This window comes from Streptomyces sp. NPDC102437, from assembly GCF_044765565.1.
In the GTDB taxonomy this organism is placed as follows: Bacteria; Actinomycetota; Actinomycetes; order Streptomycetales; family Streptomycetaceae; genus Streptomyces.
Window position 1 is genome coordinate 54,926 of sequence record NZ_JBIWKI010000018.1, and the last position, 21,147, is coordinate 76,072.

Annotated in this window: 18 protein-coding genes and 1 pseudogene; 2 read left to right on the top strand and 17 right to left on the bottom strand. The window is 70.8% G+C overall.

Annotated features, from left to right (window positions below):
- Positions 1 to 48 precede the first annotated feature (48 nt).
- From lepB (ACIRJP_RS23160) to proS, 11 genes and pseudogenes are all read right to left on the bottom strand, one after another.
- Entirely contained in the window at positions 49 to 990 is a 942-nt protein-coding gene (gene lepB / locus ACIRJP_RS23160) for a signal peptidase I (RefSeq protein WP_404177473.1), read from the bottom strand.
- 274 nt (positions 991 to 1,264) lie between these two features.
- The gene (gene lepB, locus ACIRJP_RS23165; RefSeq protein WP_404177476.1) at positions 1,265 to 2,146 is read right to left on the bottom strand and encodes a signal peptidase I; all 882 of its coding nucleotides are present in this window, start codon (positions 2,144 to 2,146) and stop codon (positions 1,265 to 1,267) included.
- Positions 2,046 to 3,103: pseudogene (gene lepB / locus ACIRJP_RS23170) on the bottom strand (signal peptidase I). Before lepB (ACIRJP_RS23170) ends, lepB (ACIRJP_RS23165) begins: the two are co-directional and overlap by 101 nt.
- The gene (gene lepB / locus ACIRJP_RS23175; protein ID WP_404177230.1) at positions 3,096 to 3,860 is read right to left on the bottom strand and encodes a signal peptidase I; all 765 of its coding nucleotides are present in this window, start codon (positions 3,858 to 3,860) and stop codon (positions 3,096 to 3,098) included. The pseudogene lepB (ACIRJP_RS23170) and the gene lepB (ACIRJP_RS23175) overlap by 8 nt, the downstream one beginning before the upstream one ends.
- 45 nt (positions 3,861 to 3,905) lie before the next feature.
- On the bottom strand, positions 3,906 to 4,256 hold the full coding sequence (gene rplS / locus ACIRJP_RS23180) for a 50S ribosomal protein L19 (protein ID WP_124716129.1): 351 nt from the start codon (positions 4,254 to 4,256) through the stop codon (positions 3,906 to 3,908).
- A 127-nt stretch (positions 4,257 to 4,383) separates the two neighbouring features.
- Positions 4,384 to 5,205 carry a tRNA (guanosine(37)-N1)-methyltransferase TrmD gene (gene trmD, locus ACIRJP_RS23185; RefSeq protein ID WP_404177233.1) on the bottom strand — a complete coding sequence of 274 codons (822 nt, stop codon included), beginning with the start codon at positions 5,203 to 5,205 and terminating at the stop codon, positions 4,384 to 4,386.
- On the bottom strand, positions 5,205 to 5,822 hold the full coding sequence (rimM, locus tag ACIRJP_RS23190) for a ribosome maturation factor RimM (protein WP_404177236.1): 618 nt from the start codon (positions 5,820 to 5,822) through the stop codon (positions 5,205 to 5,207). Before rimM ends, trmD begins: the two co-directional genes overlap by 1 nt.
- A 79-nt stretch (positions 5,823 to 5,901) precedes the next feature.
- Positions 5,902 to 6,141: an RNA-binding protein gene (locus tag ACIRJP_RS23195; protein ID WP_005311361.1), complete on the bottom strand. Its 240-nt coding sequence runs from the start codon at positions 6,139 to 6,141 to the stop codon at positions 5,902 to 5,904.
- Between the two features lie 2 nt (positions 6,142 to 6,143).
- Positions 6,144 to 6,587 carry a 30S ribosomal protein S16 gene (rpsP, locus tag ACIRJP_RS23200; protein ID WP_072487234.1) on the bottom strand — a complete coding sequence of 148 codons (444 nt, stop codon included), beginning with the start codon at positions 6,585 to 6,587 and terminating at the stop codon, positions 6,144 to 6,146.
- A gap of 157 nt (positions 6,588 to 6,744) precedes the next feature.
- Positions 6,745 to 7,338, bottom strand: coding sequence for a hypothetical protein (locus ACIRJP_RS23205; protein WP_072487235.1), 594 nt, complete (start codon positions 7,336 to 7,338; stop codon positions 6,745 to 6,747).
- A gap of 231 nt (positions 7,339 to 7,569) precedes the next feature.
- The gene (proS, locus tag ACIRJP_RS23210) at positions 7,570 to 8,985 is read right to left on the bottom strand and encodes a proline--tRNA ligase (RefSeq protein WP_404177241.1); all 1,416 of its coding nucleotides are present in this window, start codon (positions 8,983 to 8,985) and stop codon (positions 7,570 to 7,572) included.
- Positions 8,986 to 9,242: 257 nt separating this feature from the next.
- Here proS and ACIRJP_RS23215 point away from each other — a divergent pair, with 257 nt between their 5' ends.
- Positions 9,243 to 10,103 carry a class I SAM-dependent methyltransferase gene (locus ACIRJP_RS23215; protein ID WP_404177244.1) on the top strand — a complete coding sequence of 287 codons (861 nt, stop codon included), beginning with the start codon at positions 9,243 to 9,245 and terminating at the stop codon, positions 10,101 to 10,103.
- Positions 10,104 to 10,172: 69 nt separating this feature from the next.
- Here the strand turns inward: ACIRJP_RS23215 and ftsH are convergent, their stop codons facing one another.
- The 6 genes from ftsH to ACIRJP_RS23245 form a co-directional block, all read right to left on the bottom strand.
- Positions 10,173 to 12,086 (bottom strand): ATP-dependent zinc metalloprotease FtsH, encoded by a 1,914-nt coding sequence (ftsH, locus tag ACIRJP_RS23220; protein ID WP_404177247.1) that lies wholly within the window; start codon positions 12,084 to 12,086, stop codon positions 10,173 to 10,175.
- A gap of 151 nt (positions 12,087 to 12,237) precedes the next feature.
- Positions 12,238 to 13,785: a signal recognition particle protein gene (ffh, locus tag ACIRJP_RS23225; protein WP_404177250.1), complete on the bottom strand. Its 1,548-nt coding sequence runs from the start codon at positions 13,783 to 13,785 to the stop codon at positions 12,238 to 12,240.
- 125 nt (positions 13,786 to 13,910) lie between these two features.
- On the bottom strand, positions 13,911 to 16,367 hold the full coding sequence (locus tag ACIRJP_RS23230; protein WP_404177253.1) for a [protein-PII] uridylyltransferase: 2,457 nt from the start codon (positions 16,365 to 16,367) through the stop codon (positions 13,911 to 13,913).
- A 117-nt stretch (positions 16,368 to 16,484) separates the two neighbouring features.
- The gene (locus ACIRJP_RS23235) at positions 16,485 to 16,823 is read right to left on the bottom strand and encodes a P-II family nitrogen regulator (protein ID WP_266729436.1); all 339 of its coding nucleotides are present in this window, start codon (positions 16,821 to 16,823) and stop codon (positions 16,485 to 16,487) included.
- Positions 16,820 to 18,169: an ammonium transporter gene (locus tag ACIRJP_RS23240; RefSeq protein WP_404177256.1), complete on the bottom strand. Its 1,350-nt coding sequence runs from the start codon at positions 18,167 to 18,169 to the stop codon at positions 16,820 to 16,822. Before ACIRJP_RS23240 ends, ACIRJP_RS23235 begins: the two co-directional genes overlap by 4 nt.
- A 369-nt stretch (positions 18,170 to 18,538) precedes the next feature.
- Entirely contained in the window at positions 18,539 to 20,011 is a 1,473-nt protein-coding gene (locus ACIRJP_RS23245) for a hypothetical protein (protein ID WP_404177259.1), read from the bottom strand.
- A gap of 413 nt (positions 20,012 to 20,424) precedes the next feature.
- Between ACIRJP_RS23245 and ACIRJP_RS23250 the strand changes: the two genes are divergently transcribed.
- Positions 20,425 to 21,084, top strand: a complete 660-nt coding sequence (locus ACIRJP_RS23250; protein WP_404177262.1) for a bifunctional DNA primase/polymerase — start codon at positions 20,425 to 20,427, stop codon at positions 21,082 to 21,084.
- Positions 21,085 to 21,147 lie beyond the last annotated feature (63 nt).

Below are 21,147 nucleotides of genomic sequence, written 5' to 3' on the forward strand. Positions count from 1 at the left end.
AGCGTCCCCCACTCCGGAGATCGACAATCGCTGATCCGAGTGGGCACCCTACCCGGCGGTACGCCCGCTGGTCAGCCTCCTGCGGCGCCAAAGCACGAGGGGCAGCGCGCCAGCGATGCCGAGTGCTCCCGGGGCCAGGGCGGCCGCCGTGTTGATCCCCGGCTGATCGAAGGTGTCCGGGACCGGCAGCGTCGCCCAGCGGTTGATCGGCCACGCCACCACCACGGCCCGTCCCACGACGTCCTTGACGGGCACGAAGCCCTTGGTCGCCTCGTCCATGTGATAGCGCGAATCCAGGGAGTTCTGCCGGTGGTCGCCCATCACCCAGATCTTGCCCTCGGGCACCTTGACCGGGCCGAAGGGCTTGTCGTCGCACGCCGTGTCGCCGGGGAAGATGTACGGCTCGTCGAGCGCCTTCCCGTTGACCTTGACCGGACCGCCCTTCGCGCACTCCACGGTGTCACCACCGACCGCTATCGTCCGCTTGATCAGGTCCTTCTCCTTGGACGACGGCATCAGACCGATGAAACTCAGGAAGTCCTGCACCGCGTTCGACTCCGGGGTCGGCTCCCCGGCGAGCCAGTTGTCCGGGTCGTGGAAGACGACCACCTCGCCGCGCTCGGGCTCCGAGCCGAACCAGGGGGTGAGCTTGTCCACGAGCACCCGGTCGCCCCGCTGGAGCGTGTTCTGCATCGAGTCCGACGGGATCGAGAACGCCTGCACCAGGAAAGTCTTGATCAGCAGCGCGAGAACCAGGGCGACGACGATCAGCAGCGGCAGCTCCTTCCAGAAGGGGCGCTGCTTCCTCGCCGCCTTCTTGCCACCCCCGTCCGGGGCCTGCTCATCCGCAGGCGCGTCCGGATCCGGCGCCCTTCCCTGGTCGGCCGCCCGATCGGCCCCCTGCCCCACCGCCGGATCGACGGCAGGTTCGGTGGACTGGTCGGGCCCGTTCGCGGGGTCTCCGTGTCCAGGTCGTGCACCGGCAGCCACGTCACTCACATCCAGTCCTCACTATGCGCCCCGCCTGCTCCAGGACCCTGTCCGTTCAAGGGCCCACTGCCCGTTCGAGGGCCTTCTGCCCTGAACAACGAGCGGGAGTTCCTGAGGACCACCGCTTCGCCGACCACCTTGCCGCCCCCGGACCGCTGGGCACCGCCCTGCCGCCCCCGGGCCGCCCCGTGCGGATGCACTGATCGGCCGCCAGGATCCTACGAAGAAGACCTGGCGAGCGTCCCGTATTTGCTCGATCTTGCCGTTCCCTTTGTCAGGACAGGCGGACCCGCCTGCGCCAGAGCACGATCGGCACGGCCCCGGCGATACCGATCGCACCGGGCGCCATGGCCATCGCGGCGTTCAGGCCCGGCTGGTCGAAGGTCTTCGGGACGGGCAGCGTCGCCCAGCGGCTGATCGGCCACGCCACGACGAAGGCCCGGCCGACGACCTCGTCGTTGGAGACCGTGCCATTGCCCGGCAGTTCCTGGTGGTAGCGGGAGTCGCGGGAGTCCTGGCGGTGGTCGCCCATCACCCAGATCCGGCCCTCGGGCACCTTGATCGGGCCGAACGGCTCGTCATTGCATGAGGTATTGCCCGGGAAGATGAACGACTGCTCGTCCAGGGGCCTGCCGTTGACCACGACGGGGCCGTTCTCCCTGCACTCCACCGTGTCGCCGCCGATGGCGATGACGCGCTTGATCAGGTCCTTCTCCTCAGCGGACGGCATCAGCCCGATGAAACTGAGGAACTTCTGGACCGCATTCGGATGGACCTCCGCGGTGTCGTCCAGCCAGCCGCCCGGGTCGTGGAAGACCACAACCTCGCCGCGCTCGGGCTCCGAGCCGAACCAGGGGGTGAGCTTGTCCACGAGCACCCGGTCGCCCCGCTGGAGCGTGTTCTGCATCGAGTCCGACGGGATCGAGAACGCCTGCACCAGGAAAGTCTTGATCAGCAGCGCGAGAACCAGGGCGATGACGATCAGCAGGGGCAGCTCCTTCCAGAAGGAGCGCGGCTTCTTCATGGCCTTGCCGCCGCCGTCCGGAGTGTCGCCGTCACTCCCGGCGTGGCTCGCGTTCCCGGCGGACTCGGCACGGCCCGAACGGTCCGGCCGGTCCTCGGGTTCCTCGTGTCCGGATCGTGCGCCGACGGCCAAATCCCCCACATCCACTCCTTATTCCGTGCCACGCCTGCACCCCAGCCGGTGCAGGCCCACCACTCCCATAACGAGCGGGAGTTCTGCAGGGGTCGGGAGAGGGATCATTCCGTTGAGATCCTCGGACGCCACACTATTCGACGGACCCGACGCACCGGCCGCCCCGGCGCGCGCGTCAGGGACCGAGCCGAAAGTCGCCGGCTCCTCCAGCTTCCGCCAGTGGCCGACGGGCCAGGCGATCACCACGGCCCGGCCCACGACCTCCTCCTCGGACACCGTGCCGTGTCCCGGCTCGTCCAGGTGATAGCGCGAGTCGGCCGAATCCGACCGGTGGTCGCCCATGACGAAGATCCGGCCCTGCGGAACCTCTACCTCGAATTTGATGAGGGAGGGAGGGTTCCCGGGATACAGGTACGGCTCGTCGAGCGGTACGCCGTTGACGGTGACCCGGCCGTCCTTGCCGCAGCACTTCACCGTGTCCCCGCCGACCGCGATCACCCGTTTGATCAGGTCCTGCTCGTCGTCGGAGGGCAGCAGTCCGATGAAGGTCAGCACCTCCTTCACCTGCTTGACGACGACGGGCGATTCCTTCTTGCCGGCCTTCTCCTGCTGGAGCCAGCCCCCCGGATCCTTGAAGACGACGACGTCGCCGCGCTGCGGCCGGGATCCGAACCAGGGCGTCAGCTTGTCCACGAGCACCCGGTCACCGATCCGGATGGTCTGCTCCATCGACCCCGAGGGGATCACGAAGGCCTGCACCAGGAACGTCTTCAGCACGAGCGCGATCACCAGCGCCACGACGATGAGCAGCGGGATCTCGCCCACCGCGGCGCCGCGCCTCCGCCGCTTGACCTTGCGGGCCAGTCTCCGCCGCTCCACCCTGGTGGGCGGCTGGTTCCCGGCCGTCGGCGCCGTCCCGGGTTCGGCCCGGCGCCGCCCGCGGCCGCGGTTACCCATGGCCCCCGCCCTGCGACCGTACGGTGGCGAACGCGGCGCTGTCCGGCAGCGAGCCCAGCCGGCTCGGCGGCCAGCCGATCCAGTCCACCCTGCCGATCACCATGTCGACCGGGACCATGCCACCACCCGGCTCTCCCAGGTGGTCACGCGAGTCGCGGGAGTTGCTGCGGTGGTCGCCCATCATCCACAGCGTGCCGTCGGGCACGACGATGTCGAAGCGGACCTGGGAGGGCGCGTCGCCTGGATGCAGATAGCCCTCGACGACCGGCCGGCCGTTCACCTCGATCCGCCCCTCCTTGTCGCAGCAGACCACCCGGTCGCCGCCCACGCCGACCACCCGCTTCACGTAGTCGGTCGCGGCCGGCTCGGCCAGGCCCAGGGACGCGGCCACCGAGTGCATCAGACCGGTGACGGGGTTCTGTTCCGGGGGCTCCTGCACAAAGGATCCGGTGCCGTCGAAGACCACCACGTCGCCCCGCTGCGGGGAGCCGGAGCTGTAGGCCAGCTTGTTCACCAGTACCCGGTCCCCCACCCGCAGCGTGGGCTCCATCGAGCCGCTGGGGATCAGGAAGGGCTGGACCACGTAGCTGCTCAGGAGCAGTACGAAGACCGTGCAGACGGCTCCGAGCGCGACGGTCCGCCGCCAGGAGATCGCGGCCGGCAGGTCCTGGATACGCGAGGAGCGCGACCCCTCCTCCGGCGCCTTTGCGGGTGCGGAGGAGCGGTCGCGCTCCGAGGGCTTTGCTTCCGTGTCCATCGGGGCCAGAGCCTATCCGGCCGACCTGTGGACCTGGGAGTCAGCTCAGTTGTCGCGCTTCTCCTTGATCTTCGCGGCCTTGCCGCGGAGCTCACGGAGGTAGTACAGCTTGGCGCGACGGACGTCACCGCGGGTGACGAGCTCGATCTTCTCGAAGATCGGGCTGTGCACCGGGAAGGTGCGCTCGACGCCGACGCTGAAGGAGACCTTGCGGACCGTGAAGGTCTCGCTGACGCCCGCGCCCTGGCGACGGATGACTACGCCCTTGAACTGCTGGATGCGGGAGCGGTTGCCCTCGATCACTCGGACGTGGACGTTGACGGTGTCACCGGGGCGGAACGACGGGACGTCGGTACGCAGCGATGCGGCGTTGACGCCATCGAGCAGGGAAGCCATGTTGTCTGCTTTCTTCGCCGATGCCACAGGTCATCGACGGGAGATAGGGAGAAATGGGGTGCTGATCGCGTCGGGCGGACGTCGTTCCCCCTGTGGCAGGGGCGTACGCCGGACGTACAGCAGCGGCCTATTCTTCCACGGCCTCGGGCCTGCACCAAAATCGGCCACCGGGCTCGGGTGCCCAGCCGAGGATGGAGAGCATCTCGCGGTCCTTCTTGTCGAACCCCGCGGCTTCGCAGCGCTCGATCAGATCGGGCCGGTTGAGGGCGGTACGGCGGAACGCCTCGTCCCGGCGCCAGCGGGCGATCCGCCCGTGGTGACCGCTGAGCAGCACCTCCGGGATGCCCCGGCCACGCCACTCGGGCGGCTTGGTGTAGACGGGTCCCTCCAGCAGATTGGCCATCGCGCCGGGGGCGAAGGAGTCGTCCCGGTGCGATTCGGCGTTGCCCAGCACTCCGGGCAGCAGCCGGGCGACCGCCTCGGTGATCACCAGTACCGCGGCTTCCCCGCCGGCCAGCACGTAGTCCCCGATGGACACCTCGACGACCGGCATCCGGGTCGCGTACTCGTCCATCACCCGCCGGTCGATGCCCTCGTAGCGGGCCGGCGTGAAGATCAGCCAGGGCCGCTCGGAGAGTTCGACGGCGAGCTCCTGGGTGAACGGACGCCCGCTGGGCGTGGGTACCACGAGCACCGGGGAGTGCGCCCCGGCCTCGTACCCGCCCGCCAGGGCGTCGTCCAGCGCCTCGCCCCACGGCTCGGTCTTCATGACCATGCCGGGGCCGCCGCCGTACGGGGTGTCGTCGACCGTGTTGTGCCGGTCGTACGTCCAGTCGCGCAGGTCGTGCACGTGGACGTCGAGGCGGCCCCGGGCTCGGGCCTTGCCGACGAGGGAGACGTTCAGCGGTTCCAGATACTCCGGGAAGATCGTGACTACGTCGAGGCGCATCAGGCGTCCTTCCCGTCTGCGGAAGCCCCGTCGGCGGAGGCCGCGTCGCCGCCCGCTCCGTCGCCTTCTTCGTCCTCTTCGTCCCGGGCAGAAGCGATCACGGCCTGGTCGGCGTCGATCAGGCCGGGCGGAGGGGTGATCACCGCGCGCTGCTCCGCCAGGTCGATCTCGGTGACGATCTCCTCGACGAACGGGATCATCACCTCGCTGCCGTCCGGCCGCTCGACGATGAAGAGGTCCTGGGACGGCAGGTGCGTGATCTCGGTGATCCGGCCGATCTCGGTGCCGTCGGCGAGGACCACGTCGAGGTCCATCAGCTGATGGTCGTAGAACTCCTCGGGATCCTCGGGGAGTTCCGTCGGGTCGACGTCGGCGATCAGGAGCGTGTTGCGCAGCGCCTCGGCAGCCGTACGGTCGCGCACGCCCTCGAAGCGCAGCAGCAGCCGTCCGCTGTGCACCCGGCCGGTCTCGATCGTCAGCGGTCCGGCACCGGCCGGTTCGGTGGCGAGCACGGCCCCGGGCCCGAGCCGCAGCTCCGGCTCGTCCGTACGGACCTCGACGGTGACCTCGCCCTTGATGCCATGGGCCCGGCCGATCCGCGCGACTACCAACTGCACCTTGTGTCTCTCCTGTCATACGACGACGGGCCGGGGCGGGCTCATGGCCCTCCCCGGCCCGTGCCGGTGTTCAACTCTGTCAGCGAACCTGATCCACATCGACGAGGTCGACACGGATACCGCGGCCGCCGATGGCGCCCACGACGGTACGCAGCGCGCGGGCGGTACGGCCATTGCGGCCGATCACCTTGCCGAGGTCGTCGGGGTGGACCCGGACCTCCAGCACGCGACCACGGCGCAGGTTGCGCGAGGCGACCTGCACATCGTCAGGGTTGTCGACGATGCCCTTCACGAGGTGCTCGAGAGCCTCCTCGAGCATGCTCAGGCCTCGGTCGACTCGGCGGGCGCAGCCGCGTCAGCAGCCTCGTCCGCCTTCTTGTCGGACTTCTTCGCCTTCTGCGTGATGGCCTCGCCCTTGGACTCGTCGCCGCCGTCCTTGGTCAGAGCCTCGAACAGGGCGCGCTTGTCAGCCTTGGGCTCCGGCTGCAGCAGCGGCGCGGGGGCCGGGAGACCCTTGTGGGCCTGCCAGTCACCGGTGAGCTTCAGGATCGCGAGAACCGGCTCGGTCGGCTGGGCGCCGACGGACAGCCAGTACTGCGCACGCTCCGAGTTGACCTCGATGCGCGAGGGGTTCTGCACCGGGTGGTACAGACCGATCTCCTCGATGGCCCGGCCGTCACGGCGGGTACGGGAGTCGGCGACGACGATGCGGTAGTGAGGCGAACGGATCTTGCCCAGACGCTTCAGCTTGATCTTGACTGCCACGGAAGTGGTGTCTCCTGGTCTATGACGTGGGTGGGCACAACGAAGATGCCACGTGGGGTTGCGGTACTCGGGTGCCCGATGGACGCGTCAGCCGGAGGAGAGAGGGGTCCTGTGCGACTGTCGAGTACAGCTAGCCATTGTGCCACACCGCGCCGCGTCACCCCACCGCGACTGCGGCTTCCGGGATGCGGAAGGGCTTCCCGCATCCTCCGCAGACGATCGGCGCCTGCGCCAGGACCGACGGGACGACGCGCACATTGCGTCCGCAGTCGCAGACTGCCTTGACGCGGACGCCCCCGCCGGAGGAGCCGTGCCGGGCGGCCGGCCCGCGGAAGGAACGCTTGGTGTCTGCGGCGGTGGCAACCGTGTGCGCCTTGAGGGCGCGCTGCAGCCGCTCGATCGTCGGGCGGTAGCGGCGCTTGGCCTCGGGGTTGAGGGCGACCAGCGAGAAGCCACTGCTGGGGTGGGGCTCCTCGGCGTGGTCGAGGCCCAACTCCTCGGCGATCGCGAGGAATCTGCGGTTGTGGTAGCGGCCGGCGCGCGAAGTGTCGCGGACGCCTCGCGCGGCGGCGATGCCGTGGACTGCCTCGTGGAGCAGTCGCTCGAAGGAGAGTTCGGCGCCACAGGCGGACGAGGACTCTCCGATCAGGGACTCGGGCGCGGCTAGATCCGGCAGCTCGGGGTGGTACCGCTGAATGTCGGCCCACGCCTGTGCCAGCTCTGCGGCAAGTACAGGTGGTGTCGTGCTCACGTCGTGACAACGAGCGCGAGTGCCCCGGTGTTCCGATTCCGGGCCATCCCAAATAATTTGCACGTACCAGTCAGTTGCCCTTGCATGCGTCCCGACGAGGGCGGGTGCGCAGATCTGCGGAGAAGCCTCACAGCTCGCACCAAGGTGGTACGTAGCGACGTGTACGCCCGGACGCGCGGGCAAGCACCGTACGCCGAGGCCCCCGGCGGCCGGGGCGGCGGCGGGGGGCCGTCAGTAAGCGCGTGCCACCACGGCGACAGTACCGGGTTCGTCGTCCGCGTCGGGCACCGACCCGTCCCCGGCGACCAGACACCGTACGGACACCCCGTGCTCCGCGAGCCGGGCCTCCCCCGACGGGCCGAGCGCCGACCATGCGATGCGGGCCCAGCCGCCCGCGACCGCCGCCTCCACGGCCTCCGCCGCGGTCGTGACGTCACTGGTGGCCGACTCGCGCCGGCTCCGGGACTCCCGCAGCAGCGCCGCCTGGTCCTCCTCCAGGACCGCCGGGAGCAGCGCGGGCAGGGCATCGACGGCGACCGGCTCCTTCCCGCCGACGATGCGCCGGACCAGCATCGCGGTGCCGTCCGCCAGATCGCGCGGGCCGATCTCGATCCGCACCGGCACCCCCTTCAGCTCCCAGTCGACCGCGCGGCGGCCGAACGGGGTGTCGGTGCGGTCGTCGGTCTCGGTCCTGATCCCCGCCGCGCGCAGCCGCTGTGCGACGGAGCGGACCGCGCCCAGCACGGCCTCGTCCTCCTTGACCGCGAGGACGACCGCCTGGACGGGCGCGAGCCGCGGCGGCACCCGGAGCCCGTGGTCGTCGCCGTGCGCCATGATCAGGCCGCCGACCATCCGGGTCGAGGAGCCCCACGAGGTCTGCCGGACGAGCTCCTGCCGGCCCTCCTTCGACAGGTAGCGGGTGTGGAAGGCCTTGGCGAAATTGGTGCCGAGCTCGTGGCTCGTACCCATCTGAAGGGCCTTGCCGTCCCGCATCATCGCTTCGAGCGTGAGCGTGTTGACGGCCCCGGCGAACCGCTCGGCCGGGGTCTTGCGGCCGAGGACCACATCGATGGCCAGCACATTGACCATGAAGTCCGCGTACACCTCGCGGTGGATGTACGCGGCGAAGTCCCGGGCCTCCTCGTCGGTGGCATGGGCGGTGTGGCCCTCCTGCCAGAGGAATTCCGTCGTACGGAGGAAGACCCGCGGGCGCATCTCCCAGCGCACCACGTTGGCCCACTGGTTGATCAGCAGCGGCAGATCGCGGTAGCTCTGCACCCACTTCGAGAAGTACTCGTTGATGATCGTCTCGGAGGTCGGCCGCACCACCACGGGCTCTTCGAGCTCCTTCCCGCCGCCTCGGGTGACCACCGCGAGCTCCGGCGCGAAGCCCTCGACGTGCTCGGCCTCGCGTGTCAGGTAAGACTGGGGGATGAAGAGCGGGAAGTAGGCATTGCGGGCGCCCGCCTGTTTGATGCGGGCATCCATCTCCTGCTGCATCCGCTCCCAAAGGCTGTATCCGTACGGCCGGATGACCATGGTGCCGCGCACCGGGCCGTTGTCCGCGAGTTCGGCCTTGTTGATCAGATCCTGGTACCAGCGGGGAAAGTCCTCGGCCTGGGGCGTGAGAACGGGTGCCTTTGCCATGGCGCGCATCGTACGGCGACACGGCCCACCGCACGGGGCGACGGGCCCCGGGGCCACGGGTCTTCCTCACGGACGCGTCACCGCTCCACGCGCCCATTGCCATCCGGCCCCTGGACGCGGGCGCGGATGGGCAGTTCTCTGAGATACGAGGGAAGCGGGGGCGCACAGAAGCGGGGGGCGTACATACGGGGGGGGAGCATCCACTCGGGGACTACCGATCGGACACAACCGACCTCTCGGCGGATTGGGGCGCTTTCATGACACGCACGCTCGTCCGGCACCACAGCCACGCGGAATCGTCCACCCCGGTGGACCCCGGCAACCGTGCCCGGGACTGGGCCGAGATCCAGGAGCGGATGCTGGCACCGCTGTACGAAGCGGTGTACGAGCGGCTCGAAGTGGGATCCGGTACCCGGCTGCTCTCCCTGGGCTGCGGCTCCGGTCTCGCGCTGCTGATCGCGGCCGCCCGGGGCGCGCGCGTCACCGGCGTGGACACCGACCTCGAACGTCTGGCGCTCGCCCGGACCCGGCTGCTGCCCGATCCGGGAAGCGACGCCGGTCCCCGGGGCGGCCGACCCCGGCTCCTGGAGGGCGACCCGTCCGGGGCACGGCCCCGCGACGGGATGCCGTACGACCTGATCACCGCGTTCACGCCGATCGGCTGCTCGTCCGACGACGGAGAGGGGCTGGTGGCCGCGCTGCGGTCCGCGGTGCCGCTGGCCGCGCGGGGCAGCACCGTGGTGCTCACCGGCTGGGGTCCGCCGGAGCGCTGCGCGACGGCACCCGTGCTGCGGGTGGCCGGTCGGCTGTCCGACCGGGACCGGGCACCCCGCGAGGGCGGCTGGCGGCCGTCGGGCCGGGACGACCTGGAGGAGCTGGCGTTCCGAGCGGGTCTGAATCCCGACGGCTCGGGCCGGGTGGCGTGCCCGTTCGGGTACGCGGACCTGGACAGCGCGGTGCGGGGGCTGCTCTCCACCCGGCTCTTCGACGCGGCAGTACGGGCGACGGATCGTGCCCAGGTGGAGAAGGAGGTCGCACAGGCCCTCCATCCGCACCGCCGCCGGGACGGCACGGTCTGGATGCCGAACGTCTTCCGCTATCTCGTGTGCACCACCTGAACGGCCATCCCGTGTGCACGACCTGAACGGGCCGTCTCCCGTGCACCACCCGAACGGCCGCGGCGGCCGTCACTTCGCCAGTCTGGTGATGCCGGCCGCCCGGTACGCCTCTGCCTCGTCCAGCGTCTCGTTCGCCAGGAGCGCGGCGGAGAGCGAGTCCAGCCGCTCCCGGTTCTCGCGCAGCAGCCGGCAGGCCACCTCGTAGCACTCGTCCACGATCCGCCGCATCTCGCCGTCCACCGCGTCGAGCGTGGCGGGGGCCGCCGACAGTCCGTACGCCTGCTGGGCGTCGCTCGGGATCGCCGTCAGCCTGCCCACCTTGTGGCTCATGCCCCAGCGGCCGACCATGCCGCGGGCCAGGTTGGTGACCTGTTCCAGGTCGCTCTCCGCGCCGGTGGTGATCACCCCGAAGACCACCTGTTCGGCGGCCATGCCGCCGAGCGCCCCGACGATGCGGCCGCGCAGGTACTCCTCGGTGTACGCGTACTTGTCGGCGTCCGGCGTCGAGAGCGTGACGCCCAGCGCCCTGCCGCGCGGCACGATGGTGACCTTGCGGACCGGGTCGGCGCCCGGCTGGACCATGCCGAGCAGGGCGTGGCCGCTCTCGTGGTACGCGGTCCTGCGGCGTTCCTCGTCGGACATGACCAGTGAGCGCTCCGCGCCGAGCTGGACCTTCTCCAGGGCGTCCGAGAAGTCGGGCTGGGTGACCTCGGACTGGCGGCGCTTGACCGCCAGGAGCGCGGCCTCGTTGGCCAGGTTGGCCAGATCCGCGCCAGTCATGCCGGGTGTCGTGCCGGCCACCTGGGCCAGGTTCACATCGTCGGCGAGCGGGATCTGCCGGGTGTGGATCTCCAGGATGGCCTCCCGGCCGCTCCGGTCCGGCGGGCTGACCTGGACGATCCGGTCGAAGCGGCCGGGCCGGGTGAGCGCGGGGTCGAGCACGTCGGCGCGGTTGGTGGCGGCGAGCACGACGACGCCCTCCGAACCGGAGAAGCCGTCCATCTCGGTGAGGATCTGGTTGAGCGTCTGTTCGCGCTCGTCGTGGCCGCCCATGCCGGAGCCGCCGCCGCGGGCCCGGCCGATGGTGTCGATCTCGTCGATGAAGACGATGGCGGGGGCGACCTTGCGCGCCTCCGCGAAGAGCTCCCTCACCCGGCTCGCGCCGACACCGACGATCATCTCGATGAACTCGGAGGCCGACGCCGAGAAGAACGGCACCCCGGCCTCACCGGCGACGGCACGGGCCAGCAGGGTCTTGCCGGTGCCCGGCGGTCCCGCGAGGAGTACACTGCCGGGCATCCGGGCGCCCATCTTCCGGTACGCCTGCGGATTCTTCAGGAAGTCCACGACATCGTTGAGTTCGCCCTCGACCTCGTCGATCCCGGCCACGTCCTTGAAGGTGGTGCGCCTGCCGTCCTCCAGCTCGACGGGCTTGGGCGGGGCCTTGCGTCCGAAGCCGCCCATGCCGCCGCCCATGCCCCTGGACATCCGCCGCGCGATGAACACCCAGAGCAGGACGAGCAGCAGCATCGGTGCGAGCGAGATCAGCAGGTTGGCGAGGAAGCTGCGCTGCTGGACGACCGGCTCGGCGGTGACCGTGACGTCGTCCTTGACCAGTTCGGCCCAGAGGTTGTCGTCCGCGAAGGCCGGCCGTTGGGTTTCGAACTTCGTGTACTTCTTGTCGCTCCCCGGGACCTTCGCCTCCTTCTTGAGCTGCCCCTGGATGGAGTCGCCCTTGGAGTAGATCTTGGAGACATTGCCCGAGGTGACCTGCTTGCTGAACTCCGTGTACGCGATCGTCCGCTGCTCCTCCCCGTTGAAGAAGGACAGCACCAGATTGGCGATCAGATAGACGGCGAGCGCGGTCAGCAGCAGTCCGCCCCAGCCCCCCGGCATCTTGCGGCCGGGGGGCTGGGGCGGTGGGGCGCCCTCGGAGCGCCACGGCTGATCGGTCCGGTCGCGGGGAGGTACGGGGTTGGTCACGCGTGCTCCTCTGCCGACTGCCGTTGAGGCGACAGTAAGGGAGGAACGCGGACAAAGCCCTCCCAGGGCCTGCCCGATGGGCCCTTGGAGGGACGGCGTACGACAGCCGTGGCGAACCCGGGCCGGCCCGGCCCGGTTCATTCGGTCCGGGTCAGCCCATGAACTTCTTGAACTCGTCCGGCAGCTCGAAGTTCTTGTCCTCCTGCGCCGGCAGGCCGAACGCGCCGCCCTGCGCCGCCTGCTCGCGACGGGCCGCCGCTGCCTGCTCCTCGGCCTTGCGCTTCATCGGGTTGCCGCTCTTGCGCTTGCCCTTGGCCTGCTTGACCTGCTTCTTCTGCCGACCGGGGCCGCCGCCCATGCCCGGCATCCCGGGCATCCCCGGCATGCCGCCGCCCTGAGCCATCTTCGACATCATCTTGCGGGCGTCGAAGAACCGCTCCACCAGGTTCTTCACCGCGCTGACCTCGACACCGGAACCCTTGGCGATACGGGCCCGGCGCGAGCCGTTGATGATCGTCGGTTCGGCGCGCTCCTTCGGGGTCATCGACTTGATGATCGCGGCGGCGCGGTCCACGTCCCGCTCGTCGATGTTGTTGATCTGGTCCTTGATCTGCCCCATGCCGGGCAGCATGCCGAGCAGCTTGGAGATGGAGCCCATCTTCCGGACCTGCTCCATCTGGGACAGGAAGTCGTCGAGTGTGAAGTCCTTGCCCTTGCTGGACGCCAGCTTGGAGGCCATTTTGGCGGCCTCTTCCTGGCTGAAGGTCTTCTCCGCCTGCTCGATCAGGGTGAGCAGGTCACCCATGTCGAGAATGCGGGACGCCATGCGGTCGGGGTGGAAGGCGTCGAAGTCCGCGAGCTTCTCACCGTTCGACGCGAACATGATCTGCTTGCCCGTGACATGGGCGATCGACAGGGCCGCACCACCGCGGGCGTCACCGTCGAGCTTGGAGAGCACCACGCCGTCGAAGCCGACGCCGTCGCGAAAGGCCTCGGCGGTGTTGACCGCGTCCTGGCCGATCATCGCGTCGACGACGAAGAGGATCTCGTCGGGGCCGACGGCGTCGCGGATGTCCGCGGCCTGCTGCATCAGCTCCTGGTCGATACCGAGGCGGCCCGCGGTGTCGACGACGACGACGTCGTACTGCTTGGACCGCGCGTACTCGATCGAGTCCTTGGCGACCTGGACCGGGTCACCGACGCCGTTGCCCGGCTCGGGCGCGTACACCGCGACACCGGCGCGGTCGGCGACGACGCTGAGCTGGTTGACGGCGTTGGGGCGCTGGAGGTCACAGGCGACGAGGAGCGGGGAGTGGCCCTGGCCCTTGAGCCAGAGGCCGAGCTTTCCGGCGAGGGTGGTCTTACCGGCACCCTGGAGACCGGCGAGCATGATCACGGTGGGCGCGGTCTTGGCGAACCGCAGCCGCCGCGTCTCGCCACCGAGGATGCCGACGAGCTCCTCGTTGACGATCTTGACGACCTGCTGGGCCGGGTTCAGCGCCTGGGAGACCTCGACGCCGCGCGCCCGCTCCTTGACGTTGGCGATGAAGGCGCGGACCACCGGCAGCGCGACGTCCGCTTCGAGCAGGGCGATACGGATCTCGCGAGCCGTGGCGTCGATGTCCGCCTCGGACAAGCGGCCCTTGCCCCTGAGGTTCTTGAAAGTCGCGGCAAGGCGGTCGGAGAGAGTATCGAACACGGCGCTCGTCGGTCCTCAGGGTCGGGGGCAAAGTGGATTCGGTACCCCAGGGTATCCGGCTCGGAAGAAACGATGACCCCCTGCCCGGGAAATCCGGGGGCGAGCCACGCCGCGTGGTTCCCGCGTCACGCCCCAAGCGCCGCCTCCACCGCGTCCGCCACCGCGAGTGCCCGCTCCCCCGGCAGCGGCTTCCCCTCGGTGTCCGTGACGTAGAAGGCGTCCACCGCGTTCGCCCCCAGGGTCGACACATGGGCACTGCGCACCCGTACCCCGCTCTGTTCCAGCGCCCGGCCGATCCGGTGCAGCAGCCCCGGGGCGTCCTGGGCCCGCACCTCGAACACCGTCGCCAGCCGGGAGCCGGCCGCCGCGACGGTCACTCTCGGCGGCGGCGCCTTCACCCCGCGGCGGCGTGGATAGGCGGCCTCGCGTTCGGCGAGCCGGGCCCGGATGTCCAGGGAGCCGTCCAGGGCGCGTACGAGGTCGGCGCGGAGCCGGACGGCCTGGGGCAGCGATCCGTACTCGGCCGCGACCCGCCAGCTGAGCAGCAGCACGTCCGCCGAGCCGCCCAGTTCGGTGGGGAGTTCCACGGCGCGCAGCTCGGCGGCGCGCACGGTGAGGCGGTGCAGGGCCAGGACGCCCGCCGCCGCGGGCAGCACGCCGGGCCGGTCGGGGAGGGCGATGTGGAGCTCCACACCGACGGGTTCCGGTTCGCCGTCCTCGTCCGGGGTCCCGGCCTGGGCGCGCAGCGCGAGGACGGGTCCGCCGGTGCGCAGGGCCTCGATGGCGAGGCGTTCCTGTTCGGCGCCGGGCGCAGCCGGTTCCGGCTCCGGTGGGGGCTGGCCGGCGAGCACGGCGGCGACGCGTCCCACCAGGTCGGCGACCAGGGAGGCCCGCCAGGAGGACCAGGCGGCAGGCCCGGTGGCGAGCGCGTCGGCCTCGGTGAGCGCGTGCAGGAGCTCCAGAGTGGTGGCGGTGCCGACGGCGGTGGCGACGGAGCGGACGGTCGCCGGGTCGTCGAGGTCACGCCGGGTGGCGGTCTCGACGAGCAGCAGGTGGTGGCGCACGAGGGTGGCGATGACGCCCACGTCGTGCTGGTCGAAGCCGATCCGGGCGGCCGTGTCCCGGGCGATCACCTCACCGGCGACGGAGTGGTCACCGGGCCAGCCCTTGCCGATGTCGTGCAGCAGCGCGGCGACCAGGAGCAGGTCTGGGCGGTGGACGCGGCGGGTCAGGTCGGAGGCCCGGACGGCGGTCTCAACGAGGTGGCGGTCGACGGTCCAGGTGTGGACGGGGTTGCGCTGGGGTCGGCAGTGGACGCGTTCCCAGTCCGGGAGCAGCCGGGTGATGAGCCCTTCGGCTTCGAGCGCCTCCCAGACGGGGACGGTGGCCTCGCCGGCGCCGAGGAGGGTGACGAGTTCCTCGCGGGCCTCGGCGGGCCAGGGCACCGGCAGCGGGGGTGCGGCGGTGGCGAGCCGGCGTACGACGTAGCGGGAGAGCGGGAGTTCGGACTGGGCGGCCGCGGCGGCGGCGCGCAGCACGAGGACGGGGTCGCGTTCGGGGCGGGCGGCGCGGGCGAGGACCACTTCGCCCTCGGCCTCGACGACGCCTTCGGCGAGCGGGGTGCGTTCCGGGGCGGCCCCCCTGCCGCCGCCGAGGATCGCGCGCAGCCGGGGGCGCACGGACCGGGCGCGCAGGACCCGGTCGACCTCGCGCCAGGTGACGTCGGTGGCGTACGCGACGGTGCGGGCGGCCTGGTAGACCTGGCGGAGCAGGGTGTCCGCGTCGAGGAGTCCGAGGGCTTGCGCGACCTGGTCCTGTTCCTGGAGGGCGAGGCGGTCGGTGGCGCGGCCGGTGGTGAGGTGGAGGGCGTCACGGGCGTCGAGCAGGACGCGGCGGGCTTCGGCGAGACCCTCGCGGGGGGCGTCGGCGACCCAGGACGCGGCGACGGCGCGCAGCGCGGTGGCGTCCCGCAGTCCGCCGCGTGCCTCCTTGAGGTCGGGTTCCAGGAGGAATTGCAGCTCGCCCTGGCGTTCGGCGCGTTCGCGGCAGAGTTCGTGGAGTGCGGGCAGGCGCTTGGGGGCCTGGTTACGCCAGTCGGCGAGGACCGCGGTGCGCATCGCGGCGGCGAGCCCGAGGTCCCCGGCGACGGGCCGGGCGTCGAGCAGTCCGAGCTGGACCTTGAGGTCCTCGGCCGCGGCCCCGCGCGCCTCGGCGGGGGTGCGTACGGAGTGGTCGAGGGCGAGACCGAGGTCCCAGACCGGGTACCAGACACGGTCGGCGAGGGCGGCGACGGCCGCAGGGGCGGCGTTCCCGTCGTGCAGGAGCAGCAGGTCGAGGTCGCTGCGCGGGGAGAGTTCACCGCGTCCGTAGCCGCCGACGGCGACGAGGACGGCGCCCTGGACGCCGGTCTGCCGGGCCGCGGCGGTGAACAGCTCGGTGAGCCAGTCGTCGGTGAGCGAGGCGAGGGCCGCACGGCGCGGCGGCCCGGACCGCGCCTCCTCATGGAGAAGGCGCAGCCGGGCCGCCGCGTAGCCGCCGGGTTCCGAGTCGGCGGATTCGGTGGTGGTCTCGGTGCTCGTCACCCGGCTGCCTTTCGTTCGGGACCGTCGGCGTTTCGTTTCGCGGCCGTCGGCCTTCGGATCCGTCGGCCTTCGGGACCGTCGGCGCTTTTCGCGGCCGTCGGACTGCAAGACCATCCGTCAGAGTGCGTCGGGGCCGCGTTCGCCCGTCCGTACCCGGACCGCGGTCTCGACCGGCACGCTCCAGACCTTGCCGTCACCGATCTTGCCGGTGCGGGCGGCCTTCACCACGACGTCGATGAGCTGTTCGGATTCCTCGTCCTCGACCAGGACCTCGATCCGGATCTTGGGTACGAGGTCGACGGTGTACTCGGCGCCCCGGTAGACCTCGGTGTGGCCGCGCTGGCGTCCGTACCCGCTGGCCTCGGTGACCGTGAGGCCTTGGACGCCGAAGGCCTGGAGGGCCTCCTTGATCTCGTCCAGCCGGTGTGGCTTCACGACCGCGGTGATGAGCTTCATGCGTCCACCTTCTTCGTCTTCGCTGCTGCCGTGCCGCCCGGGGCGGAGTTCGTGGTGCGCTGGGCCGCGCCGCCGCCCGCTCCGCTGAAGTCGTACGCGGTCTCGGCGTGTTCGACCTGGTCGATGCCGGAGATCTCGTCGTCCTCGGGAACCCGCATCCCGATCGTCCGGTCCAGCAGGAAGGCCAGGATCGCGGAGACGACGAGAGAGTACGCGAGGACGGCGAAGACGCCGACGGCCTGCTTGCCGAGCTGTTCGAGGCCGCCGCCGTAGAAGAGGCCCTTGGCGTCGGACTGGACGCCGCCGGTGGCGAAGAGGCCGACGAGGAGGGAACCGGCGATGCCGCCGACGAGGTGGACGCCGACCACGTCCAGGGAGTCGTCGTAGCCGAACCGGTACTTCAGGCCGACGGCCATGGCGCAGAGCACCCCGGCGATCGCGCCGACCGCGATGGCGCCCAGCGGGCTGACCGCGCCGCCGGACGGGGTGATGGCGACGAGCCCGGCGACCGCGCCGGAGGCGGCGCCCAGGGTGGTGAAGGAGCCGTGGCGGAGCTTCTCGTAGCCGAGCCAGGCGAGCATCGCGGCGGCGGTGGCGACCTGGGTGTTGACGAACATCACCGCGCCGACGCCGTCGTCGTTGCCGAGCCACGAGCCGGCGTTGAAGCCGAACCAGCCGAACCAGAGCAGACCGGCGCCGAGCATGACGAGCGGCAGGCTGTGCGGCCGCATCGGGTCCTTCTTGAAGCCGACGCGTTTGCCGATGACGAGGATCACGCCGAGCGCCGCCGCACCGGCGTTGATGTGGACGGCCGTACCGCCCGCGAAGTCGATGACGCCCATCTCGTACAGCCAGCCGCCCGCGCCCCATACCCAGTGGGCGACGGGGAAGTAGACGACGGTGACCCAGAGCGTGATGAACAGGGCCCACGAGGTGAACTTGACCCGGTCGGCGAGGGCTCCGCTGATCAGGGCCGGGGTGAGCACGGCGAACATCAGCTGGAAGACGGCGAAGACGTAGACCGGGATCGTGTAGCCGTCCCAGAGCTGGGTGACGCCGATCCCGCTGAGTCCGAGGTAGTCCGAGCTCCAGCCGACGACGGAGCCGATGTCGGTGCCGAAGGCGAGGCTGAACCCGAAGAGCACCCACAGGATCGTGACGATCCCGAGGCTGATGAAGCTCATCATCAGCATGTTGAGGGTGCTCTTGACGCGGACCATGCCTCCGTAGAAGAAGGCCAGGGCCGGGGTCATCAGCATCACCAGGGCGGAGCAGATCAGCATGAACCCGGTGTTGGCGGCAGACAGCGTCGGGGTGTCTGCGGCAAGCGTGATGCCTGGGGGCATCGGCGTCTCCTCGTCGTCGGTGCGGCCGCGTGCGGGCGATGGGAGCGGCACCACGTGCGGGACCACTGGGGAAAAGGTGCGGGCCGGTTATGGCTCGACATTCGCCCAGTGCGGTTTCCGCCGATGCCGCACGGTGTTTCACCGTGGTGACGAAGGGGTCCGGTGTGTTACGTCGCCATGAACCGGCGGTGGCGCGACCGGAGCCGGGCCTGTCCCGCGGCCGGGGCCGCATACGGTGCGGTTACGACTCTGGCGTACGGGCACGGCAACGCGAACCGGCCACGCCGACCACCCTCTGACCTGGCAATCGGGGGAGCCGAAGTCGGTCTGTGCGGGGTAGTCGCCGTGGCCGGGGCCCGGGGGTGCTGCTCAGACCGCTTCGGCGGTCTCCGGCAGCTGCTCGGTGAGGAGGTCGGTGAGCCTGGCGACATCGGGGATGTCCCCGAAGTCCCTGGCAGCGGTGTCGACGGTCTTGCGGAGCCGGGTGTTGACCCGCTCGGAGCGGATCTTCCTGGCGACGCGCAGGGCCTTCTCGGCCAGCACCGTCGACTGTTCGGGTTCGCGCTTGAGGAGGTGGACGGTGGCGAGACCGATCAGGTTGAGCGCGTAGGACCGCTGGTGCTCGTCGTCGTCACCGAAGAGCTGGACAGCCTTCTCCATCAGGGGCTCGGCGAGCGAGGCGTACGCGGGGCTGCGGCCCGCCACATAGGCGAGGTCGCGGTAGGAGTGAGAGTTCTCGCCGTTGAGCTCGGCCTCCGAGAAGAAGCGGATCCAGTCGGGCTCGGGGTCGCCGTCGATGCCCACGTCGAGGAAGGTGTCCTCGGCCATCCGGACGGCCCGCTTGCACTTGCTGGGCTGGCCCATGTTGGCGTACGCGCGGGCCTCCATCGCATACAGCATGGCCTGGGTGCGCGGGGTGGCGCAGTCCCGGCTGCCGTACTGCGCGAGGTGGATCAGTTCGAGGGCGTCGTCGGGCCGTCCCAGGTGGATCATCTGGCGGCTCATGCTGGACAGGATGTACGAGCCCAGAGGCTTGTCACCGGCCTCCTTGGAGGCATGCAGCGCGAGTACGAAGTACTTCTGGGCGGTGGGCTGGAGGCCGACGTCGTAGCTCATCCAGCCCGCCAGCTCGGCCAGCTCGGCGGCGCACCGGAAGAGCCGTTTGGCGGTGGCCTCGGGCTGCGGTTCCTGGAGCAGGTCGGTGACCTCGTGGAGCTGTCCGACGACGGCCTTGCGGCGCAGTCCGCCGCCGCACTGCGCGTCCCACTGGCGGAACATCGCGGTGGTTGACTCCAGCAGATCGAGCTCGGGGCCGGAGAGCCTGGAGGGGCGGCGGGCCGCCTCCGGGTCCGGTTCGGCGAGGCCGGCGGCGGAGACGGGGACCAGCCAGCGCTGCATCGGCTCGACGAGCGCGGGTCCGGCGGCCAGGGAGAGCGAGGAGCCGAGGAATCCCCGGCGGGCGAGCATCAGGTCGCTGCGGGAGAACTCGCTGAGCAGGGCGACGGTCTGCGGTCCCGCCCAGGGCAGGTCGACGCCGGACACGGACGGCGACTGGTGCGCGGAGCGCAGTCCGAGGTCCTCGATGGCGACGACGGCGCCGAAGCGCTCCGAGAAGAGCTCCGAGAGGATGCGCGGGATCGGCTCGCGCGGCTGCTCGCCGTCGAGCCAGCGGCGCACCCGGGACGTGTCGGTGCTGATGTGGTGGGCACCCATCTGGCGCGCCCGGCGGTTCACCTGGCGCGCGAGCTCGCCCTTCGACCAGCCGCTTCGCACGAACCATGAGCTCAATTGCCCATTGGGGCGCTTGCCGGCATTCGAATCGCCTGCGCCGCTGCCACTCACTGGAACGCCCCCATCCGCCGAATACCTGTCGTGCGAACCATTACCGGAAAGCCCTGAGCCGATGCCGCCCATACGGAGGTCGCGCACTATCGAACATGAAATCGGGTTGCCTCTGGCATACCCACGGGCGCACATACTTCCATGGTTCGTGTACCGACGGTAATCCTACGATCACCGTCGGGGCGAGGGCCCTTGCGGAAACGCCACCATTCGCCACCCCTTCGAATGAACGCCACCCCCGTCGGGCGCGATTCACTTGACACACGGCGATCAGCAGGGGGCGCAACGGGGCGTGCGAAGGATCTCGCACGACCCGAATATCACCGGCGTACCCATAATCGTCGGCGACGACGGAGCGTCACGACTCCGGTCCGAGTCGTAACCACCGGCGAGCCGGACCCGTTGGAGGGGGCATGGGCTTCACGATCGGCGGCATCCGCGAGATGCGCACCGGCTCACGGCGCCGCGGCCGTGCGGCCGAGTACACGGCGGTGGCCGAATGCACGGGGCTGTGGGGCTGGGCCGTCGTGCCGGGTGCGCGGGCCACGGCCGGCCGCTGCTCCTGCGGGCAGGCGGGCTGCCCCTCCCCCGGCGCCCATCCGCTGGACTTCGCCCCCGAGGTCCCCGCGGGCGCCGGGCTCGACGCGGCGGCCGACGCCTGGGCCCGGACGCCTGGCGCCTCGATGCTGCTGCCGGTGGGCCGCTCCTTCGACGTGCTCGATGTCGCCGAGGCGGCGGGGCGCCGGGCCCTGGTGCGGATGGAGCGGATGGGGCTGCCGCTCGGCCCGGTCGCGGTGACCCCGGCCGGGCGGGCGCAGTTCTTCGTGGCCCCGGGCGCCGCCGCCGAGCTCCCGCAGCTGCTGTACCGGATGGGCTGGGACGACGCGGGGCTGGACCTGCGGGCGCTGGGGCCCGGCTGCCACATCACCGCCCCGCCGTCCGACGAGGGCGGCCTGGGCCCGGTCCGCTGGCTGCGCCCGCCGGAGCTGGACACGGCGGCCTCGCCGCCGCAGGCCCGGCTGCTGCTGGGCACGCTGGCGTACAGCTGCCATCGCGCGCCGCTCTGCGGCTGAGCGCGCGGCAGCCGGTCCCGTAACAACGCCGATGCCGAGGTCGACCCCGTTTCGGCGCCGGAG

Coding starts and splice junctions, on each gene's coding strand:
- ACIRJP_RS23195 (WP_005311361.1), bottom strand. CDS start 6,141: ATGCTCGAGGAGGCTCTCGAGCACCTCGTGAAGGGCATCGTCGACAAC.
- trmD (WP_404177233.1), bottom strand. CDS start 5,205: ATGCGCCTCGACGTAGTCACGATCTTCCCGGAGTATCTGGAACCGCTG.
- rplS (WP_124716129.1), bottom strand. CDS start 4,256: ATGGCTTCCCTGCTCGATGGCGTCAACGCCGCATCGCTGCGTACCGAC.
- ACIRJP_RS23250 (WP_404177262.1), top strand. CDS start 20,425: ATGGGCTTCACGATCGGCGGCATCCGCGAGATGCGCACCGGCTCACGG.
- ACIRJP_RS23240 (WP_404177256.1), bottom strand. CDS start 18,169: ATGCCCCCAGGCATCACGCTTGCCGCAGACACCCCGACGCTGTCTGCC.
- proS (WP_404177241.1), bottom strand. CDS start 8,985: ATGGCAAAGGCACCCGTTCTCACGCCCCAGGCCGAGGACTTTCCCCGC.
- ACIRJP_RS23235 (WP_266729436.1), bottom strand. CDS start 16,823: ATGAAGCTCATCACCGCGGTCGTGAAGCCACACCGGCTGGACGAGATC.
- ACIRJP_RS23215 (WP_404177244.1), top strand. CDS start 9,243: ATGACACGCACGCTCGTCCGGCACCACAGCCACGCGGAATCGTCCACC.
- lepB (WP_404177230.1), bottom strand. CDS start 3,860: ATGGACACGGAAGCAAAGCCCTCGGAGCGCGACCGCTCCTCCGCACCC.